Source organism: Chlamydia pneumoniae TW-183 (genome assembly GCF_000007205.1).
Classification (GTDB): Bacteria; Chlamydiota; Chlamydiia; order Chlamydiales; family Chlamydiaceae; genus Chlamydia; species Chlamydia pneumoniae.
In genome coordinates, this window is record NC_005043.1 from 303,260 (window position 1) to 323,204 (window position 19,945).

Here is a 19,945-nt window from a genome sequence, read left to right on the forward strand (position 1 = left end):
ATACTACCTTAGGCTTACTGTATCAGAACATTCTTCTTCGGACCCTGATAGTACTTCATCATCATTTTCATTAGAAGAGAGTTTTTCCATAGAAACAAGAGCATCCCCTTCTTTCAAGTGAACTAAACGCACCCCTTGAGTCGATCTTCCCATCACTCTAACATCTTGCATGTTAATGCGAATTGCCTGTCCCTGACTCGACATTAATAAAATACTGTCGTGATCCGTAACAGGAATAGCTCCTAGGACATTGCCGTTTCTTTCATTGATAAGGATAGAACGTACGCCCACGCCTCCACGATTGGTTTCGCGGAAATCTTCAACTAAAGATCTCTTACCAAAACCTTGATCACATACAATTAAAACCGACTGGTTCTCAGTCACAATTTGACAACTGACAACTTTATCTTCTTCATTTTTCAAAGAGACACCGCGAACCCCACGTGCAGTTCTACCCATAGGACGAACTTTTTCATGGGGGAAGCGAACTGCCATACCAAGATGAGTAAATAACATTACCTTCTCTTCATCACTAACAATGTGACAAGCTGCTATGAGTTCGTCTCCCTCATCTATCTCTAAAGCACGTATTCCCTTTTTCCTAGGGTTGCTAAAGGCGTCTAAGGAAACTTTTTTCACAACACCACGTTTGGTGGCTAAAAATAAGAAGCCGGCATTATCAAAATTCTTAATATTCAATATAGCTGCGAGCTCCTCACCAGGACGAATTCCCTCTAGGAAGTTGATGATGGGCTTACCTTTCGCCCTCCGCTCCCCTTCTGGGAGCTGCCATACCTTCAACCAATAACATTGGCCAAAATTGGTGAAGATTAAGAGATAGTCTTTAGTAAAGGCAGAGTATACAGCTTTAAGGAACCCTGCTCCCTTCTTCATATCAAATCCCGTAACTCCATGCCCGCCACGACGTTGTTCTTTGAACACTTTTACAGGCATTCTCTTTACGTAATCATCTCCGGATATCGTGATAATAACAGACTCATTGGTAATGATGTCTTCAATATCACGAATATCATCAGCATCGAATTCTATAGTAGTGCGTCGAGCTACCTTATGATGCTTCAAAAGATCTTGTAACTCATTTCTGATGATATCTTTTACTAAACCTTCATCCGATAAAACTTGTTTATAATAAGCTATCTTATTTAATAACTCTTCGTACTCTTTTTGAATCTTTTCAGCTTCTAAACCAGTAAGTTGATATAAACGCAGTTCTAAAATCGCAAGAGCTTGAGGTTCGGTAAAACCAAAAGATTCAATAATCCGTTCTTTAGCATGCTCTTTATTCCCACTCTCGCGGATCGTTTTTACTAATGCATCTAAGCAAGATAAAGCCTTAAGGTATCCTTCTAAAACATGAGCTCGTGTTTCTGCTTTATTTAATTCATAACGAGTCCTACGACGGATGACTTCTTTACGATGGCGTATCCAAGCGGAAATCATCCTATGAATACTCATCGTTCTAGGTAAGTTCTTATCCAGGGCAAGCATATTTGCCCCAAAAGTTACCTGAACATCGGTGAACTTGTAGAGCCTATTGATAATGATTTCCGAAGATTCTCCTTTTTTGATTTCAAGGACAACACGGATTCCATCTTTATCAGACTCATCGCGAACATCTGAAATGCCTGCGAGAGTCTTTTCATTCACAAGATTTGCAATTTGCTCAATCAAACGTGATTTATTCACATTATAAGGCATCTCTGTGATGATGATGCTCTCACGATGTTTATCTTCATTCTCTTCTACATGCAGACGAGCTCGAACTTTAATCTTTCCTCGTCCTGTAGTATACGTGGAGCGAATTCCTTCAGAACCGCAGATAATTCCTCCTGTAGGGAAATCAGGGCCTGGCATGACTTGTAAAATCTCATCCACAGAAGCCTGTGGATTTGCAAGCAGAAGAAGTGTAGCTTCTATAAGTTCCCCTAAATTGTGTGGGGGGATATTCGTTGCCATCCCAACAGCAATTCCTGAAGAACCATTGCAAAGAAGATTCGGAAATTTAGAAGGAAAAACTACAGGCTCGTGTTTTGTTTCATCATAGTTTGGAACAATATCCACAGTATCTTTGTCCAAGTCTTCCATAAGATACATAGCACTATGGGTAAGACGAGCTTCTGTGTATCGCATAGCAGCGGGTGGATCTCCGTCTATGGAGCCGAAGTTTCCTTGTCCGTCCACCAAAGGATAACGCATCGCCCAGTTCTGAGCCATACGGACAAGCGTAGGATAAATGACGCTCTCACCATGTGGATGGTAGTCTCCAGAGGTATCCCCACAAATTTTTGCACATTTACGATGCTTAGCTCCTGGAGAAAGACTTAGCTGCTTCATGGCATAAAGAACTCTTCTTTGTGAAGGCTTGAGTCCATCCCGGATATCTGGAAGAGCCCGAGATATAATCACAGACATCGAATAACGAAGGTAACTTTCCTTCATCTCTTCTTCAAGATTTTTAGGGACTATAATTTCATCTTTATTGAACATAGGGATTGTGGACTCCTAAATATCTAAATTATTTATCCTAATGGACAAAGCATGACTTTCTATGAATTCTCTTCTTGGAGGGACTTCTTCCCCCATCAACATAGTGAAAATATGGTCTGCTTCTACGGCATCCTTCAATGACACATGAATGAGTGTTCTCTGCTCAGGATTCATAGTAGTATCCCAAAGCTGGTCGGCATTCATCTCTCCAAGACCTTTATACCTCTGAATTTCTATGCCTTTTCTTCCAAGATTTTTAAGATAGTTAATGACTTCTTCCAAGGTATAGCAGCTATAGTTACAGCTTGGGGAATCTTCATTTCCAATCACAATCTCGTTTTTCTGAGGGATAAGATAGCTAGAAATATCTAAACCATATTCTTTGAGTTGATTTTGAATATCTACGAACACAGCAACTTTATAAAGCTCTATGATTTTAAACTTATGAGTTTCTTCTTGAGCTAAAGCTTCTTCTTTTTCCTCATCAGAATAAAGATAGCGCCCTCCCTGCATTCCAGTTGCCGGAGCAAGATAGTACAAAGGATAGCCTATCCCCTCTTTATACATCTCTAAAAATTCAGAGAAGGGAATCGCTTTTTTCTCAAGAGTGTTTATAAAGCTCTCTACATCTAAAATGACGTTGATAAAACTCTCTAAAGCCTCTCCACGTAATTCTCTTTCCGTAGATTTAAAGAGAATGGAGCTCTCATTCGTGCCTAACATGAGCAAATAGCTGTCCATTTCTTTCTCTGAAAGAATATAACGGAAGTCTTTTTTCTTACTCACCTTGTATAAAGGAGGTTGAGCAATATAAACACATTCATTTTCAATAAGCGCTGTCATATGACGATAGAAGAATGTGAGAAGTAGGGTACGAATATGAGAACCGTCCACGTCAGCATCTGTCATGATAATGATACGTCTATAGCGTAATTTACTGAGATTAAAATTATCAGCACCTATGCCACAGCCTAAAGCTGCTATGATGGTTCCTATCTCTTGGTTTTGGAAAATTTTCTGTAGACGAGCTTTTTCTACGTTCAGAATTTTACCTCGAATAGGCAGAATTGCTTGAAATCTTCGATCTCTACCTTGTTTCGCAGATCCTCCAGCAGAATCCCCCTCCACAATGTACATCTCACACTTTTCGGGATCTTTTTCTAAACAATCAATTAGTTTTCCAGGTAAGCGTGCGCTATCTAAAGCACTTTTCCTTAAAGTCAATTCTCGAGCTTTTTTTGCAGCTTCTCTAGCTTGCGCTGCAACAAAAACCTTATCAACAATCATCCTAGCAATTTGAGGATTCTCTTCAAAAAAGATTGTCAGAGCTTCCCCTACAACCTGTTGAGCCACTGAGCTAACATCACTGTTTCCTAATTTCTGTTTTGTTTGCCCTTCAAATTGTGGATTTGGGACCTTTACAGAAATCACAGCTGTCAGACCTTCTCGAATATCTTCTCCGGTTAATGCAAGCTTATTATTCTTCGCAAGGTTATGAGCTTTAATATACGTATTGATTACCCTAGTAAGCGCGGTAGAAAACCCTGTAAGATGCGTTCCTCCTTGGCGTGTAGGAATATTATTGGCATAGGAATAAACAAGTTCAGAATACCCTGAATTCCATTGTAAGGCTGCTTCAAACTCGATTTCTCCATCATCTCCTACTCGAGTTCCACAAATATAAATCGGTTCAGAGAAAAGGCTTTCTTTATTTTGATTCAGGTAACTTACAAAAGATTGAATCCCTCCCTCATAAAAGAAGGTAACCTTGTCAAAGCTAACATCTCGATCATCTTCAAAGACTATTGTGATCCCACGATTTAAGAAAGCAAGCTCTCGCAAGCGTTTCATTAAAATAGAGCGATCAAAAGTACAAGTCGAAAATATTTTAGGATCAGGGTAGAAAACGATTTCTGTTCCCTGCCGATCACTAACACTTACATACTGCAATGGAGTTACAGGAATTCCCCTAGAGAACTCCATTTGATAACACTTCTTATCTTTAAAGACCGTGGCAACTAATTTCTCCGAAAGAGCATTAACGCAAGAAACCCCAACTCCGTGCAAGCCTCCGGATACTTTATAGCTATCCTTATCGAATTTTCCTCCAGCATGAAGGACTGTTAAAACCACTTCTAAAGCAGAGACCTCTCTACCTTGTTTTGCAGACTCTCTTTCGTGAACTTCTATAGGGATTCCTCGGCCATTATCTACGATGACAATACCCCCGTCCTCTAAAATGCGAACATCAATCCTAGAGCAATAACCTGCCATGGCTTCGTCAATGCTGTTGTCTACAACCTCATAGACTAGATGATGAAGACCCGTGATTCCCGTATCTCCAATGTACATCCCGGGGCGCTCACGAACAGCTTGTAGCCCTTCTAAAACAGTAATAGCGGATGCATCGTAATTTTTTTCTTTTGGGTCCATAAACTATCCTAACAAAAACTGTATTTCCCTAATCTGCACGTGAGAAGCCACCTGATACAAACTCATAATTAAATCATTTTGAGGCGTCTGTTTTAACAAAGCATATAACGAGGAATTGTAAACTTTTACTAACAAAATATGATCTCTGAACCCTATAGCTTGAGACATCCCTTTATATTTGTCTCTAAAAACCTGATTCCAAGCGTCAATAGCGTCATGAGGCCTAGCTGCCATAATTTTTTGAAGTTCCTGCAAATAATTATGGAGATAGTGTTTAGCGTGTTTTATAGGGGAAGCTGTTCTTTTATTTTGAACTTGAGATCCTCCCCTTTTTTTTCGCTTTAAGAACATATCCTACCTGAAGAATAACACAGCGCATATCACAAAAACACAGATTTATCAAATTGAGAGACCTTTATGTCTCGTCTTTTCTCTGTTTTTCTTTATGATCAGTTTTTAAATAAAGTTTTAATAACATGCTGCATCAAAAGAAACTTCTTATATCCACAGAAACGAAAAAAGTCAATAAGACGAAGAGGAATTCTTATGATAAAAATCCCTTTTAGGGGCTGTAAAGATGTTAAGAGAGCAGTAAACACACATGTCGTTACATGCTAAACATATACAACGGTAGGATAAGGCTTATCTGGAGAAATAAGAGTCTTCACCTCTATAGGCTCTAGCTCTTCACCTTGAGAGCAAAAACCTAGGTACTTTACAACCACCACCACGCAGAATGCAATCGCTCCTATAATAGCGACTACACAAACTCCAAGGCCAAACAAGCAAACGCATAGAACATCTATGAGGCATTTTATTAATTTAATGATTACTTGGAGCACTAAGGCTGTGATTTCTAACGCTAGTATAACGATCCCTCCGCCGAGAATCTCTACAACTCCACGAACCCGATGTGCCCAAAGATTTACAGAAGTTGAGGATTTACTATGTGTTGATTTCTCTAATTTTTCCTGCGCAACTTCCTCTATATCCTCAGCATAAGTGCTACTAATTCTAGAACAACCTATAACTATATTCAAAATAGGAATAGCAGCTTGGAAATTAGTTGAAAACTGCTGAACAGAAGTAATACCAAAAGCTGGGGCTCTAACATTAATTATCATTAGAATTACACCGTAGAAAATTAGGGGGGGTAGATTCTTTATGAGAACTTCTTTTCCTTCAATAAAATATTTCGGGTAAAAGATCGAAATATTTTATTGAAGGAAATAAGATCAAAAAGAGCGCACAAGTACAACGACTTATTGCTCTAACCATTGTCTTGAGTCATTGTCAAAATATTCCCATGATATTTTGTATCAAAAAAATGTTGTACAGAAGGAGATTGAAACAGCTTCTGTAATTTTATCATTTTAGGAGAACCTACGTCTTCAGAACGAATGACAACAAGGTTTGTATACTTAGATACCGAAAGATCCTCTAAACAAAGACTATCTTTCTTTGGAGAAAGGTTTGCTGCTATAGCAAAATTTCCAGGAATGACAGCAGCATCAACGTCAGGAAGAGATCCGACAAGAAGAGGAGCTGACACCTCTAATATGTTGATACTTCTATTTTCTTTCCCACAGACATCTTTAGCTGTCATATTTAAATTAGCAGGCCCTTTGCAAACAATGAGTCCGCACTCTTCTAACAAGTGTAGAGCACGCTGAGCATTCGTACGATCCACAGGAATCGCTATAGTCAGTTTCTTCTGGCTTTTTAAGCGCTCTAAAGAAGAATGTTTCTTAGAATAAATTGCTTGAGGTTCCAAATGAACTTTAGCGATAACAACTAATTCACCCTTACAATCATAACGCTCGCATTCGTCATCAAGAAAAGCTTGATGTTGAAAGTAATTTGCATCTACTTGTTTATCCAAAAGCAAACGATTAGGAATACGATAATCATCTACTGGAAGTATTTTCAGCTTGATTCCAAGATCTTTAGCCTCTTCCTGTAAACTTTCCAATAATTCCGCATGAGGTGTCGGACTGGCTACAATACGTATTTTATTCTGAGCATCTTCCTTATGGCAAGAACTCAAAACAAAAATTAAACCTACAAGTAATGATAATTTTTTTTTCATAGAATCCCTCTATACTTTAATACACGACGCCCCCAGAAATCTCCTAGAATACGCACTGACTCGATAAGAACTAAAGTGATGACAAGTACTGATGTTGTGACAGACCATTCAAAACGGTAGTAACCATACTGCAATAATAACTGTCCTAGCCCTCCGCCTCCAACAAATCCTGCAAGAGTCGAACATGAAATGAGATGAACAACAAGAGACTTAAGAGAAAATATGAGCTGTGGATAGCTTTCAGGTAGAAGTATACCAAAAAGAATATTCCTTTTAGGAATTCCCAAAGCAACGGCAGATTCAAGATAGTTAAGGGCTGAATTACGAAAAGCATCAACCACTATAGTAACAACAAAAGGAATGGCTCCGATAGTGAGAGGAACAATAGAAGCCGTAGGGCCTAAAGAAGTCCCTACAATCCATCGCGTGATCGGAAAAAGAATAACAATAAGAATCGCAAATGGAATCGCGGTAAGAAAACTTAGAATCATTGAGATTGTTGCGTAAAGGCTTTTCTTAGGATTAAGACTCTTAGGCGACGTGCAGAAAAGCCCCAAACCTAGCATCCCTCCAATAGCACAAGAGAAGAAAAAAGCAGTCGACACCATATAAAGTGTATTGACTGTTTCTTTTAATAAAATCTGAATAAGATCGGATTGCATAATCTTTTTCTAATAAAATTCTTTAATAACGACGCCTAGCTCAATTAAAAGCTCTTTTGCTTTTTTACGTTGCTCAACTTCCCCTTCCAAAACAATAATTAGAAATCCCATTGGGGATTTTCTAAATAAATTAATGTTGCCGGAAAGAATATTGATAGAGACCAGTCCAGTCTGAATCACCTTACTAATGATCCCTTGTATAGCGAGTTCTTTGGAAAAATTTAATCTAAGAACTTCTTCCCTGTCTTCTGCAAAATAACACGAACTCAAAGCAGCAATATTTATATCTTCATGGAACAATTCATTTGTAATTGAGTTCTCAGAATTTAAAAAAAGTTCTTCTGTAGTTCCTAGTTCTTCGACAGCACCTTGATGCATTACCAAAACATGAGAGCATATTTTTTTTACTACATCGATCTCATGCGACACTAAAACTAAAGTAATTCCCCTTTCCTGATTCAATTGAAGCAGCCTTTCAATAATATTTTCAGTAGATTTAGGATCCAAAGCAGAGGTAATCTCATCACAAAGCACAACTTCAGGTTGACACACAATTGCCCTGGCAATGGCAACTTTTTGTTTCTGACCACCACTTAAATTTCCTGGATAGGCGTCATGTCTATGATAGAGGTTTAAAAAATTAAGAGTATCGTATACCTGTTCCTCAACTTCACTCTTAGACATTTCTGAATGATGAATACGCAAAGGATAGGCTATGTTTTCAAATACGGTTTTCGAAGAAAACAACCCATAATTTTGAGAAATATAGGCAACGTTTTTAGAAAAATTACGACGTGAAAACTTCTGTGTTGGCAAAGAGTTATCAAACCCAGCTACACTTATAGAGCCAGATGTCGGCATGTCAAGAAAGTCTAAACAACGCAAAAGCGTTGTTTTCCCAGAACCGCTATGACCAACTATACCAAAAACCTCTCCAGGATAGACAGAAAAGGAGACTTTGGAGAGAAGAATATGGTCGCCTAACTTCTTACTAACATCTTGAACGGAAATGATAGGAGAATGTTGTTCTGACACAAGCCACGCCTCTCCTTTTATTTATGAATATAAAATAGAATACAAAGAATCTTGAAGATTCGTTAACCATTAAACTATAATACTATATATTTCTGCAAGCAAGTTTACTGCTCTTAAAATTTTGTTATCAAACTATCTAATATAAACAAAAAGAGGGTTGAATAGATGTAAGTTCTATTTCAAACGACACAACATTTGATCCACTATACAACAAGATTTCATCGAAAGCATTTTCAAGACGAACTTCTTGGTGACGATACATCACAAAAAATAAATAGCTGCGATTTTAAACAGACGCATCAAAAATATATAGAACTAAGAACAACTTGAAATTTTAACATAATAAAAAAAATACTCCTTAAGTCTTTTATAATACATTAAAAAACTAATACTTAACTTAATAAACTCGTTGATAAAGTTCCTTGACAAATCCCTGGGTTAACCCCAAACTGAGCTCTGAATAAGCTTAAGGAGACACACCCTCATGTTGAATATTCATGATATTCTAGGAAATGATGACGAAAACCTATTGTCATATCAATGTAAACACATTACAAAAGACAAACTAACTCTTCCCTCTCATGATTTTGTAGACAAGGTATTTGGACTCTCTGATAGGAATAATCGTGTTCTCAGATCCCTACAAACTATGTTTTCTCATGGAAGGTTAGCAAATTCAGGTTATCTATCTATACTTCCTGTAGACCAAGGCATAGAGCACTCGGCAGGAGCCTCTTTTGCTATTAATCCTATATATTTTGATCCAGAAAACATTGTGAAGCTTGCCATAGAATCTGGATGTAGTGCTGTGGCCTCTACCTATGGAACACTGAGCTTACTTTCTAGGAAATATGCTCATAAGATTCCCTTTATGCTAAAGCTAAACCACAACGAACTCCTCTCCTATCCAACAAAATATCATCAAATTTTCTTTACTCAAGTAGAAGCAGCTTATTCAATGGGCGCCGTTGCCGTAGGAGCTACTGTTTATTTCGGTTCTGAGACTTCTAATGAAGAAATTGTAGCAGTTTCTAATGCATTTGCTAAAGCTCGTTCCCTAGGTCTTGCAACAGTACTTTGGTGCTATCTACGCAATCCAGCTTTTGTTGCTAATGGAGTAGATTATCATACGGCAGCAGATCTAACAGGACAGGCTGATCATTTAGGCGCTACCCTAGGAGCCGATATTGTGAAACAAAAGCTCCCCACATGCCAGGGAGGATTTAAGGCCATCAATTTTGGGAAAACAGACGAAAGAGTGTATTCTGAACTCTCTTCAAATCATCCCATTGATCTTTGCCGTTATCAAGTCTTAAATAGCTACTGTGGCAAGGTAGGCCTAATTAACTCGGGAGGACCTTCAGGGAAAAATGATTTTACAGAAGCGGCTAGAACAGCAGTGATCAACAAAAGAGCAGGGGGAATGGGTCTCATTCTTGGAAGAAAAGCTTTCCAACGTCCCCTATCCGAAGGCATCCAATTATTAAACCTGGTTCAAGATATCTATTTAGATCCTAATATTACAATCGCTTAACTTTTCAAAGAAGGTCTTTATGCACTCCCACTCAAAACCAACGAAACCGTTGGGAACATTCACGGTCGGCATGTTATCACTTGCTGTAGTGATTAGTTTGCGTAATCTCCCGTTAACAGCAAAACATGGTCTTTCCACTCTGTTTTTTTATGGACTAGCAGTCATATGTTTTATGATTCCGTATGCTCTGATTTCTGCTGAGCTTGCTTCTTTCAAGCCTCAGGGAATTTATATTTGGGCACGTGACGCTCTAGGCAAATGGTGGGGATTCTTTGCTATATGGATGCAATGGTTTCACAACATGACGTGGTATCCTGCCGTGTTAGCTTTTATAGCGAGTACCATTGTTTATAAAATCAATCCAGAACTCGCTCACAACAAAGTGTACATTGCAACCGTGATCCTTGCTGGTTTTTGGATACTTACATTTTTTAATTTTTTAGGAATTACTTCTTCCGCATTATTCAGCTCTATTTGTGTAATCATAGGAACATTAATTCCAGGAGTCATCTTAGTTAGTTTGGCTCTCTTTTGGATTTTTTCTGGCAATCCCATTGCTATTTCTCTTTCTTGGGGAAATCTTCTTCCTAATTTCAGTAACGTATCTTCACTTGTACTACTAGCTGGAATGTTACTTGCGTTATGTGGTCTAGAGGCTAATGCGAACCTTGCTTCTGATATGGTAAATCCTAGAAAAAATTATCCAAAGGCAGTCTTCATTGGTGCAATAGCAACACTCACTATTTTAGTTCTGGGTTCTTTATCCATAGCAATAGTGATTCCGAAAGAAGAAATTAGTTTAGTCTCTGGACTAGTAAAAACGTTTACCTTGTTCTTTGATAAATATAACCTCTCCTGGATGACTGGAATCGTTGTAGTCATGACCATTGCAGGATCGCTAGGCGAACTTAATGCTTGGATGTTTGCAGGAACAAAGGGGCTTTTTATTTCCACTCAGAATGACTGTCTTCCCCGACTCTTTAAGAAAGTAAATAGCAAAAATGTTCCAACGAACTTAATGTTATTCCAAGGTATTGTTGTGACAATATTCACACTTTTATTTCTATGCCTTGATTCAGCAGACCTGGTGTATTGGATTTTAACTGCACTGAGCGTGCAGATGTATCTTGCGATGTACATCTGTCTGTTTCTTGCAGGACCGATCTTACGTATCAAAGAACCAAGGGCTCAACGCCTCTATTCTGTACCAGGAAAGTTTTTGGGAATCTGTACGATGTCTATCTTAGGAATTCTCTCCTGTGCGTTTGCTCTTTGGGTGAGCTTCCTGCCTCCTAGAGAACTTGCTCAGATATCTGAAGGCAGCAAAATAGGATATACTACATTCCTGCTTTTAGCATTTAGCTTGAATTGCTTAATTCCTTTCGGAATCTATTTCACGCATAAACGCTTATCTAAAAAGAGCTAATCTAAAAGCATTTTTGGGAAAAGAAAAGAAAGAAGCCTTCCTTGTTGTATGGCAGCCTGGAAAGCTTCTGGATTCAAATTTGCTCTCCTGCAAAAAGTTTCAATCTCTCCTTGACAAATAAGTCCTGTTTGAAAATATCCTAAATATATCGCGTGTAAAAGCTTATCCCATAAATGTATAGGCATTAATAACTTTAGGTATTTACCTACAGATATGCTGAATTCCTCTGATTCCAGTAGAGCCTCTAAGAAAATGAATGGGTTTTGTTTCATCTTCTTTCTATCGATAGCCATTAGAATCTCTGCCCCCTGTTTGAACCGTCGAGCTCGCAAAAGCTGTGGTATCGATGTAATAGACAACGCAGGAAGAACAAGTTTTTTCAATCCTTCCTTACAAGCTTCCTTGGTCTTATTGAAGTCTTCTTGCTGATCCTCGGCATCTTTGGCACAATCCTCACTATTAATACTTTGCCAACAGCTGGGATCTGGCTCAGGGTATAGAGCATTCGGTACTATTAAATCCAACCTTAATGACAGTTGGTTTAGCAAGGCGACTTCGTCCCCTTCAAACAGATGATGTAAAAATGGAGTTAATATATTTCTTTGTTCTACAAAATTTTGCACCTCTTCAGAAGAAAATTGGGGACAAAATTGCTGAATAATCTTAACTGCCTGAGACCTATCATGACTAGATCGTAAACACAACCCTGAAAGTAGGAGATTAATGCTTATCAGGCCCAAAGAACAAGATTCTATGGTTTCAGCTGTTTCACTGGAAATTTCGATCCCAAGGGTCGAGTGTTTCTTCGGATCTAGCATACTTTTCAACCACATAGGATCTAAAGAAAATAATACTTCTAATATCTCTTCTCCTGGAGCTTCTAAAATTTCTAGTAAAACTTCATAAAGAGGAGCAATTGAGGAATTCTTTAAATCTTTCTTCGCAAATTTTATAAGAAGCTTCACTGGGTTAGGGGGTGATTTTCGAAAGCTAATAATCTTAGCAACAGCATTTTTTATAAGATCTTGGAAGTATGAGAGTCTTCTTCCCTACTCTCATTAGGCCTTCCCTGCTCATCTAGAAAATTTGAATAAGGAAGCATCTTCGGCCTACGGAAATCATCAGCTGGAAAGTTCTTAAGAAGTTCATCAATTGCAGACACTGAATCTTCTTCTCGACCTAAGAGTAAATTAAGATCCTCATCAGAGAAAAATACTGAAGGACTGGTTATAGAAAAGACCTTAGTCTTTTCTATAGAAGATTGCTGATAGAATAAATAGGCAACGCAAAGAACAGAGCAGACCGATAGAGGGATCAGCATGCCCAAAACAAACGTCCCAACACTAATGATGCCACAAAAGTAGAGAACAGACATCAGTGTGGCTATAGCTAAGATAGCTAAAATCAAATAAGTAATCGGTCTTAAACTACTTTTCAATGAAAGACCATAGCTACTTGTGTTGTTCACTACAGGCTCATCTATGACTGGTACTTGGGGAGCGGGTATGTTCATATCTAAAAATCAAATAAGTGTTGTAATAAAAGATCCAGAATTTTTCCAGACGCTATCGCTTGCGTTATCTCTTTGAAAGGAACTCCTAAATGTTCTGCTATAATCTTAAGTTCCTTTTTTCTAGCTATGCCAGAACAAAGCATTCCCATTAGCATAGGACGAAAAAGCGCAGCCCAATTACTCATCGGCATTGCTTTCTCTAATAAACCTTTTAAGAAAGTCTGACACTTGGGATTCTCGTGTAGCAATTCTATTAATAAAAATGGGTTTTGTAAAATAACAGATTGTTGATTTGAGAAGAATGTAAATAAAAGGGAGAAGTCCTTGTAGTGGCTAGCTACAGAACTAGTAAAATTCCAACTGGAGGGTGACGGTATCTTCTCACAAAATGCTAGGCGCTCACTCAAAGACTTTTTAAGAACGCTTAGATCTTTAAAGTCATACATATACTCAGAAGAGTTGATTGCCGGAACGTAGTTGCTCCCATCTTTAGCTGAAGGAAGTTCCTGAGCATCGCTTGGGAAAAGAGCTCGAAACTCCCTTTGCATCTCAGAAGACTGGAAAGATAAAAGAAACTGCACTATATTTCCTGCTTCTAAATGCGCCTTTAACTCGTCAGTAAGAAGATTAGGGTCGTATGCAACGATTTTTTCAATACACTTTTCCTCTAATGACCATCCATAGAACCAAAAATTAATAGAAAGTACCAACTTCTGCATATGAGGAGTGAGCTTTCGTTTTTCCGTTTTTAAAGAATTCAGGTGCGCAATCAACTGTTGGGTCACCATATTTAAAGGCTCTGGTTTTGTTAAAAGAAGAATGAGTAGGTCAGAGCTTGCATATTCTTCTACTATAGATCCCAGACGCCTTAAACAAGCGGTCAAAGAGTACTTTACCTTGCGACTCAAGAAACGAGGAAGAAAAAGATTCTTAATTTCAGAGATGACTCCCCTGAGCAAGCTACCAGAACTCTTAGAGCTTTCCTCCAGAGCGCGAGGGAAGTCAACAATTAACGTTGTGATCTCTTTTTCTAGAGACTGCATTCGCTCTGCTATCGGCTTAGAATAGACTTTATTCTGATGATAAAATGTACTTTGGATAACATAGGGCTTAAAATCATCTTCTACTATTGATGGGATTTTAGCCTTAAAAGAAACGGTCTTACGCTCTTTGGGAAGACTTTGACCTTCAACCGGAACAGGCTTAAGACTTTCAGGGTCTTTTATTTCAAGGTCTTTGGTGGGGTCTATCTTTTCTTCGTTAGAGGGCTCAATTAAGGGTTTTCCTCCCTTATACAAACACATTAGGGAAACAATGGCCATCATGGAGCATACTGAAGCGGCACACCCCCAAACAAGAAGACCTAGAGGAGCGGCAAGTACATGACACCCTACCAAAGCGAAAACAACACCCAGCAATAAAAGAACCGAAATGGCTAAAAGACAGAGAATAGTCACAGGAGACAATGAGAAGGACTGATTCTTCCTGTAAATTAACTCGTGACTTGCTGTGGTCTCTTTATTTGCAGTGAAAAAAAATAAATTAAACAATTCTTTTTAAAAAAGTTAGTTAAGCAAAATCGACGAAAACATTATATAAAACTAATTAAAAAAGAGAAAGTTTATACCTCCGGCTATCAGAAAAAAGATTATCATTGACATAATATCATTTAGGGCTGTGACAATGGGCCCGGAGGCTAAAGCCGGGTCTACTCCTAGCTTAGCAAAGAAAAATGGGGATAAAACCCCTAGAGTCGTAGCTGTGAGAGAAGCTCCCAGAACCCCAGTAGCCACCGTAACGCCTAGTTGAATACCTCCTCCGGAGAAGATATTTAAGCCTAGAAAGCCCATTAAATAGACAACAAGACCACATAGAATCCCTAAAACGACTCCTGTAAGCAGCCCGATACTCATTTCTTTAAAAATGGTCTCTCGACGCCGTCCGAAAGAAAGCGTCCCTGTAGCCATACTCCGCACTAAAATAGTGCTACATTGAACACCTACATTTCCTGACATTCCGTTAATCAAAGGAATAAAGAAGATAATCAGAGCTAAAAGGGCGGGGGAAATTTTTTGGAAATATGCCATGACGGAGGCGCTAATCAAACCTGCAAATAGAGTCACCAAAAGCCAGGGAGCTCTTAGTAAAAATCTTTGCACAACATGACAGGTCTGATAACCCACATCTTCCGTAGTACCTGCCATCCTAGCTATAGTCTCATCAGCGATGTCCTCGATAGCTTCAACAACATCTTCATAAGTAATAGCCCCAATCAAGAAATTTTCCTCATCAACAACCGGAAGAGCGGCAATTTTATACCTCTCTACAAGATCGACGACCTCTTCACGGGTAGCATCAGGAAGCACCTTATGTTCAATCTGATTCATAATTTGCTTTAAAGACATCTCGGGAGGGTTAATGATCAAACTTCTATCGGTAACGACACCTTGCAACTCGCCTTTAAAATCCAAAACAAAGACCAAACGAGTTAAATCAATCCCAGGATTACTTCGAATACAAGCAGAAACGTCTTTCACCGTTGTTTCCATCAAAAAGGCAAAAAACTCATTGGTCATCAGCCTTCCTGCAGTATTTCTTCCGTGTTTCTGCAAATCACGAATTTTTAGTGCTTTTTTAGAATCTATAAGCTCAAGAATTCTCCGATACCTACGATCGGGGATATCATCTAAAACCCATACCGCTTCATCTGGAGGCATCTGTTCAATTAAAGCGCAGACCTCAGAATCCGACAACCTACGAAAAATCGCCCACCGCGAAGCAGAATCTGTATTGATGATAAACGCAACTTTAGCGGTAATACAAGAGAGGTTCTTATATAAAATAGCACGCGATTCCGAGGGAAGACAGGAAACAGCATAAGCAAGGTCTATCGGGTTATACTCAATCACAATTTTAGAAAGATCATGAGAATGTATATCTGTAGAAAGACAAGTAAATGCTTTTTCTAACTTAAAACTCAGCTCGTCATCTAGATGACTCGTCCTGGAATCCATCAAGTTCCCAGAACTAAAAGCTGTATCTAGTTTCTCTTCATTTCGGTTTTGTTCCCCAACCATAATCTTCCCTTTTGATTCTCTACAACTTCACGAAATGCATGGATTTCCCTGAGGTTAGCTAAATAAGGATCGTTTAACCACTTGGCTTCTGTAATACGAACGCCATACTGCGCAGAGCGAATGACCATTCCCCACGCCTTGTTCACATCTTTGATCACTGCATAAAACTTTCCCAAAGTATAATACGCCTCTGGACACCCCAAAGAAGTTGCCTTCTCTAAATATGTTCTAGCAAGCTTACCTAAACACACATTCTTATTTTTCCAAAATAGGAATAAGTATACTTTTCCTAACAGTAGTAAGAAATTCTCATCTTCAAGATAAACTTCAACTAGAGGTTCTAAAATCTCCCGTGCTTCTTCAGCCGGGTCTGTATCTTGTAGTAATCTTCCTTTCCCCAACAAAACCGCAGCAAGAATCAATTTAACCCTAGAGGAGGATAAAGTAAGATCTACCTTAGTTAAAAGTGTGTATGCCTCATCATAATGAAACAAACTTTGTTGCAGTTCGGCAAGCAAATAATGAGATTGTCCCCAAAGTTCTAGGATTTCCAGTCGACCACTTAAATCCCACGCTCTCTGATAATGTAACAGTGACTCTGATAAGAAAATTTCTTTATAAGCTTCATCGATTGTGGCTTCTGCCAAGCATTTTAATGCTAATCCTCGATCACTCCAAAATAAAAAAGCCTCTGGACGCAAAGAACATAACCTACTTGCTACATCTACAGCTTTTCGTAGCAATCTAGCACTTTTTTTCTTGATCCCCCAAGAAAAATATGCATCAAATAATTTTTGCCACATTCCTGTCGCATCCAAATCCCATTCTAAACAAGACTGAAAACAAGAAATAGCAGAAGCAAAATGCGAGTCCTCATTGAAATAAAGTGCGGAGCAAAGCTGCACAACACCAAGAGCATGGACTAACGCACTATTGCCAGGAAACGTCCTCATAGCAGAAATCAGCCTGTGCCGACTATCTTTAAATAAATTTGGTTCTTCTAAGTATAACCCTAAAATAGCAATCCCTGTAGCTAGTAAACCTGAAAGCGCAATGGGATCATTCGTCTTTTTTTGTAAAGAAGCCAGTTTTTCTAAACCAACTTCAATATACTTCATATTACTATTCAACCATCCCGAACGAATGAGGAGCTCACCCCAAACCATCCATAGCCCTGAAAGATTAGGAAACGCCTGAACGGTTTGGTAAAGGATGTTCATAGCCTGATCAAAATGCTCTTTTTTATAAGTCAGATCGAATAACTTCACAGAAGCAAGAGCATAGCTATAACGATAATTTTGATAGGCAAGGGTGTCACCATCCCTGCTGAAACTCAGAAAAATGGCTTTAGAAAAATGCTCCATCCCTCTTTCTATGAGCAAAGACTTTCCCTGTCTAGTTCCTAAAACTACCAGGCCCTTAGCATAGTCAGCATGGATATGAGCATTATTAGGTGATAAATCTAGAGCTAAGGCCAGACATTTCATGCCGCAGGCCAAATCACTCAATTCTAAGTGCTTGTGGTATAATTCTATAAAACTACGGCCCACAGCCTGATACACAGAAGCACTTGCTACTAAAGAAACCTCTTCTTGCTTAGCTCCTATACGGAAGTGCTCCCATCCTAAACGATTCTTCAGTTGAGGATGCATTTTCAAAAGCTGTTCTATTAAACGGAAATTATCTACAACTTCAGAGAGAAATTTCATCTCTCCCGTCTGAGAATAAAGTTCAAAATTGATACAGGTTCTTGCAGAGCACAAGGAAAGCCTATCAGAAGCACTAATTCCTAATTTTTCAAAAAGAAAATCTATATAGGTCAAAACATCAATGAAAATCGACATACTTTTATGTTTTAAACCATAAGAGACCCCATAGAAAATCACTCTCTTTACAACTTTAGGGTGATTGTGAGTCATCATTAATAGAGACCGAGACAAAGCTAAGTAGCCCTCGCTCGGTTCGTCTTGTTGTGCCAATAATTCAATTTCAGAGAAAAGGAAATCAACCACATCTTCTGGACAACTGAACTCATCCTGCAAGCCCAACATATTTAAGGCTCTTTTAGAGGAAATAAAAGGTAATGGTGATCTAATCATACACCTTCTTTAATTATCATAGCTAAATCACCTTGAAATTCATATTAGAAGGTGTTCTTACCCACTAATAAAAACTAGTTTTTGAAAAGAATTCTAAAAACCTTCTTTTAATCTTTTCAAAAACAAGAACATCTATTTCTTATTGACAAAGCACTTCATCATTTCATAGCTTCAAAACTGAGATCAGTCTATCCTATTTCATTTTTCAATTAAAAATATTTTCTATCTCTATAGTGACAGTTATCCCCTTTAGAAAAGGCTGCCCATCGTCTTTAAAACAAAGAGCCTGTCACTATAAATCTTGTTTAAAACTCGCAAAAGACTCTAGGTTAAATTCTTTTGATACTTAAACAATAAAATTTTTAGCACTGTCATTCCCCGAATCAGGGATCACACTTATATGTGGATATCTACCACTAGTGTCGAGCCCTCGTCTCTCAGGGAGCTGGATTGAGGGATGGGCTCCAGAAACAATTTCTCCTTTATCAAAAAGGAAGACAGATTGTGGCTGGCAACACAACATCAAATAAAAAGCATGCTGTCCTAAACCTTTACGCCCCCCACCTCCTTCAAATCGGAATAAGGAATGAGCCTCATTGGCTAAAGATACAGATCGCGCAAGTATCACGTTATCATTCCAATCTCTTTCTACACTCCCCATCAATACACGGCCTGCAAGAGGGTCCAACAAACTATAAAAAGCTCCTATCATACATGCAGAAGCATAAAAAGGAGCTTTCAAAAAAGCAGCAAGAGACCGCCCCATCTCTCGAGCAACATCTTTATAAATAAATCTATCGTCTTCGGGAAGATGTTTACAGAAAAAATGCTCGTAAATCATTCGGAAAATGATATAAAATGGAACCACTAAAAAGCGTATCAAATTGTAAATCATTCTAAGCAAAGCTACAAAAGGCATCGCACACGGAATTCCAAAACAAGGGAATGCGCGAAATAATAATGGTGGACATTGATAAACCGCAGCTATTCCAGAACCGTCAGCACTCAGCGTCGATATATCTAGATAAGAGCAAGCACTCACGTGCTTTTCATCGAATTTTTCCAAAGTATGGCTGGAGGATATAGGAACCCAACACCGTCTGCTAAAAGGTGGAATACACACCCCTGAAATTACATCTACTTTCTTCCCCAGACGATGCAGAATGTACATGCCTCCAGTAAGCAAAATTGTTGGGATAAGAATTGCTGCAGTAACCAAAGGCCAGGAAGTAATTACAAGTGTACCTTGTATGCTCGCTAACATTATACTGAATAGAATCAACACACCCACGACAGCAAGAGCGATCACCGTGAGCCTCACAAAAAGGTTCGCATCATATTTATTCACTTTACAAACAGAAACGGACAGGGTATCAGATCTATGCTTTCGCAATGCTGAACGAAAATAGCTTTGCCATCCTTGTTTGGGGAAAGATGCCTTAGGACTAATTGGTCTTAAACTTTCGTTTGTAGATGTAAGATTAAAACAAGACATAATTACATTATAAAATTTTGCTCGGCATTCAAACCCAAAGAAAAGAAATTCACGAATTGTTATACTTATTTACC

15 protein-coding genes are annotated in these 19,945 nt (G+C 38.6%); 2 read left to right on the top strand and 13 right to left on the bottom strand.

Features of this window, described 5'->3' with window-relative positions:
* Positions 1–3 precede the first annotated feature (3 nt).
* The 7 genes from gyrA to CPB_RS01440 form a co-directional block, all read right to left on the bottom strand.
* Positions 4–2,508 (bottom strand): DNA topoisomerase (ATP-hydrolyzing) subunit A, encoded by a 2,505-nt coding sequence (gyrA, locus tag CPB_RS01410; RefSeq protein WP_010892079.1) that lies wholly within the window; start codon positions 2,506–2,508, stop codon positions 4–6.
* Between the two features lie 15 nt (positions 2,509–2,523).
* Positions 2,524–4,941, bottom strand: coding sequence for a DNA topoisomerase (ATP-hydrolyzing) subunit B (gene gyrB, locus CPB_RS01415; RefSeq protein WP_010882923.1), 2,418 nt, complete (start codon positions 4,939–4,941; stop codon positions 2,524–2,526).
* Between the two features lie 3 nt (positions 4,942–4,944).
* On the bottom strand, positions 4,945–5,292 hold the full coding sequence (locus CPB_RS01420; RefSeq protein ID WP_010882924.1) for a hypothetical protein: 348 nt from the start codon (positions 5,290–5,292) through the stop codon (positions 4,945–4,947).
* A gap of 263 nt (positions 5,293–5,555) precedes the next feature.
* Positions 5,556–6,065 (bottom strand): hypothetical protein, encoded by a 510-nt coding sequence (locus CPB_RS01425; protein ID WP_010882925.1) that lies wholly within the window; start codon positions 6,063–6,065, stop codon positions 5,556–5,558.
* A 146-nt stretch (positions 6,066–6,211) separates the two neighbouring features.
* A complete protein-coding gene (locus tag CPB_RS01430) occupies positions 6,212–7,030 on the bottom strand; it encodes a MetQ/NlpA family ABC transporter substrate-binding protein (RefSeq protein ID WP_010882926.1) in 819 nt (272 codons plus the stop codon).
* Positions 7,027–7,692 (bottom strand): methionine ABC transporter permease, encoded by a 666-nt coding sequence (locus CPB_RS01435; RefSeq protein ID WP_010882927.1) that lies wholly within the window; start codon positions 7,690–7,692, stop codon positions 7,027–7,029. The genes CPB_RS01430 and CPB_RS01435 overlap by 4 nt, the downstream gene beginning before the upstream one ends.
* Positions 7,693–7,701: 9 nt before the next feature.
* Positions 7,702–8,727 carry a methionine ABC transporter ATP-binding protein gene (locus CPB_RS01440; RefSeq protein WP_011126100.1) on the bottom strand — a complete coding sequence of 342 codons (1,026 nt, stop codon included), beginning with the start codon at positions 8,725–8,727 and terminating at the stop codon, positions 7,702–7,704.
* Positions 8,728–9,211: 484 nt separating this feature from the next.
* On the opposite strand from CPB_RS01440, the gene CPB_RS01445 reads away from it, so the two are divergent.
* A complete protein-coding gene (locus CPB_RS01445; protein ID WP_010882929.1) occupies positions 9,212–10,261 on the top strand; it encodes a class I fructose-bisphosphate aldolase in 1,050 nt (349 codons plus the stop codon).
* 19 nt (positions 10,262–10,280) lie between these two features.
* Positions 10,281–11,687: an amino acid permease gene (locus CPB_RS01450; RefSeq protein WP_010882930.1), complete on the top strand. Its 1,407-nt coding sequence runs from the start codon at positions 10,281–10,283 to the stop codon at positions 11,685–11,687.
* Here the strand turns inward: CPB_RS01450 and CPB_RS01455 are convergent.
* From CPB_RS01455 to CPB_RS01480, 6 genes are all read right to left on the bottom strand, one after another.
* Positions 11,684–12,652: a hypothetical protein gene (locus CPB_RS01455; protein WP_010882931.1), complete on the bottom strand. Its 969-nt coding sequence runs from the start codon at positions 12,650–12,652 to the stop codon at positions 11,684–11,686. The two genes, CPB_RS01450 and CPB_RS01455, sit on opposite strands and share 4 nt — an antisense overlap.
* A gap of 50 nt (positions 12,653–12,702) precedes the next feature.
* On the bottom strand, positions 12,703–13,200 hold the full coding sequence (locus CPB_RS01460; RefSeq protein WP_010882932.1) for a hypothetical protein: 498 nt from the start codon (positions 13,198–13,200) through the stop codon (positions 12,703–12,705).
* A gap of 2 nt (positions 13,201–13,202) precedes the next feature.
* Positions 13,203–14,657 carry a CT214 family putative inclusion membrane protein gene (locus CPB_RS01465; RefSeq protein ID WP_231853732.1) on the bottom strand — a complete coding sequence of 485 codons (1,455 nt, stop codon included), beginning with the start codon at positions 14,655–14,657 and terminating at the stop codon, positions 13,203–13,205.
* A gap of 144 nt (positions 14,658–14,801) precedes the next feature.
* A complete protein-coding gene (mgtE, locus tag CPB_RS01470; RefSeq protein WP_010882934.1) occupies positions 14,802–16,214 on the bottom strand; it encodes a magnesium transporter in 1,413 nt (470 codons plus the stop codon).
* Between the two features lie 26 nt (positions 16,215–16,240).
* Positions 16,241–18,376, bottom strand: a complete 2,136-nt coding sequence (locus CPB_RS01475; protein WP_010882935.1) for a tetratricopeptide repeat protein — start codon at positions 18,374–18,376, stop codon at positions 16,241–16,243.
* Positions 18,377–18,722: 346 nt separating this feature from the next.
* Entirely contained in the window at positions 18,723–19,871 is a 1,149-nt protein-coding gene (locus CPB_RS01480) for a hypothetical protein (RefSeq protein ID WP_010882936.1), read from the bottom strand.
* Between the last annotated feature and the right edge of the window lie 74 nt (positions 19,872–19,945).

Excerpts from the sequence above, each read along its gene's own strand:
- CPB_RS01480 (WP_010882936.1), bottom strand. The coding sequence starts at position 19,871 with ATGTCTTGTTTTAATCTTACATCTACAAACGAAAGTTTAAGACCAATT.
- CPB_RS01420 (WP_010882924.1), bottom strand. The coding sequence starts at position 5,292 with ATGTTCTTAAAGCGAAAAAAAAGGGGAGGATCTCAAGTTCAAAATAAA.
- CPB_RS01450 (WP_010882930.1), top strand. The coding sequence starts at position 10,281 with ATGCACTCCCACTCAAAACCAACGAAACCGTTGGGAACATTCACGGTC.
- CPB_RS01460 (WP_010882932.1), bottom strand. The coding sequence starts at position 13,200 with ATGAACATACCCGCTCCCCAAGTACCAGTCATAGATGAGCCTGTAGTG.
- CPB_RS01435 (WP_010882927.1), bottom strand. The coding sequence starts at position 7,692 with ATGCAATCCGATCTTATTCAGATTTTATTAAAAGAAACAGTCAATACA.
- CPB_RS01445 (WP_010882929.1), top strand. The coding sequence starts at position 9,212 with ATGTTGAATATTCATGATATTCTAGGAAATGATGACGAAAACCTATTG.
- gyrA (WP_010892079.1), bottom strand. The coding sequence starts at position 2,508 with ATGTTCAATAAAGATGAAATTATAGTCCCTAAAAATCTTGAAGAAGAG.
- CPB_RS01475 (WP_010882935.1), bottom strand. The coding sequence starts at position 18,376 with ATGATTAGATCACCATTACCTTTTATTTCCTCTAAAAGAGCCTTAAAT.
- gyrB (WP_010882923.1), bottom strand. The coding sequence starts at position 4,941 with ATGGACCCAAAAGAAAAAAATTACGATGCATCCGCTATTACTGTTTTA.
- CPB_RS01430 (WP_010882926.1), bottom strand. The coding sequence starts at position 7,030 with ATGAAAAAAAAATTATCATTACTTGTAGGTTTAATTTTTGTTTTGAGT.
- mgtE (WP_010882934.1), bottom strand. The coding sequence starts at position 16,214 with ATGGATTCCAGGACGAGTCATCTAGATGACGAGCTGAGTTTTAAGTTA.
- CPB_RS01425 (WP_010882925.1), bottom strand. The coding sequence starts at position 6,065 with ATGATAATTAATGTTAGAGCCCCAGCTTTTGGTATTACTTCTGTTCAG.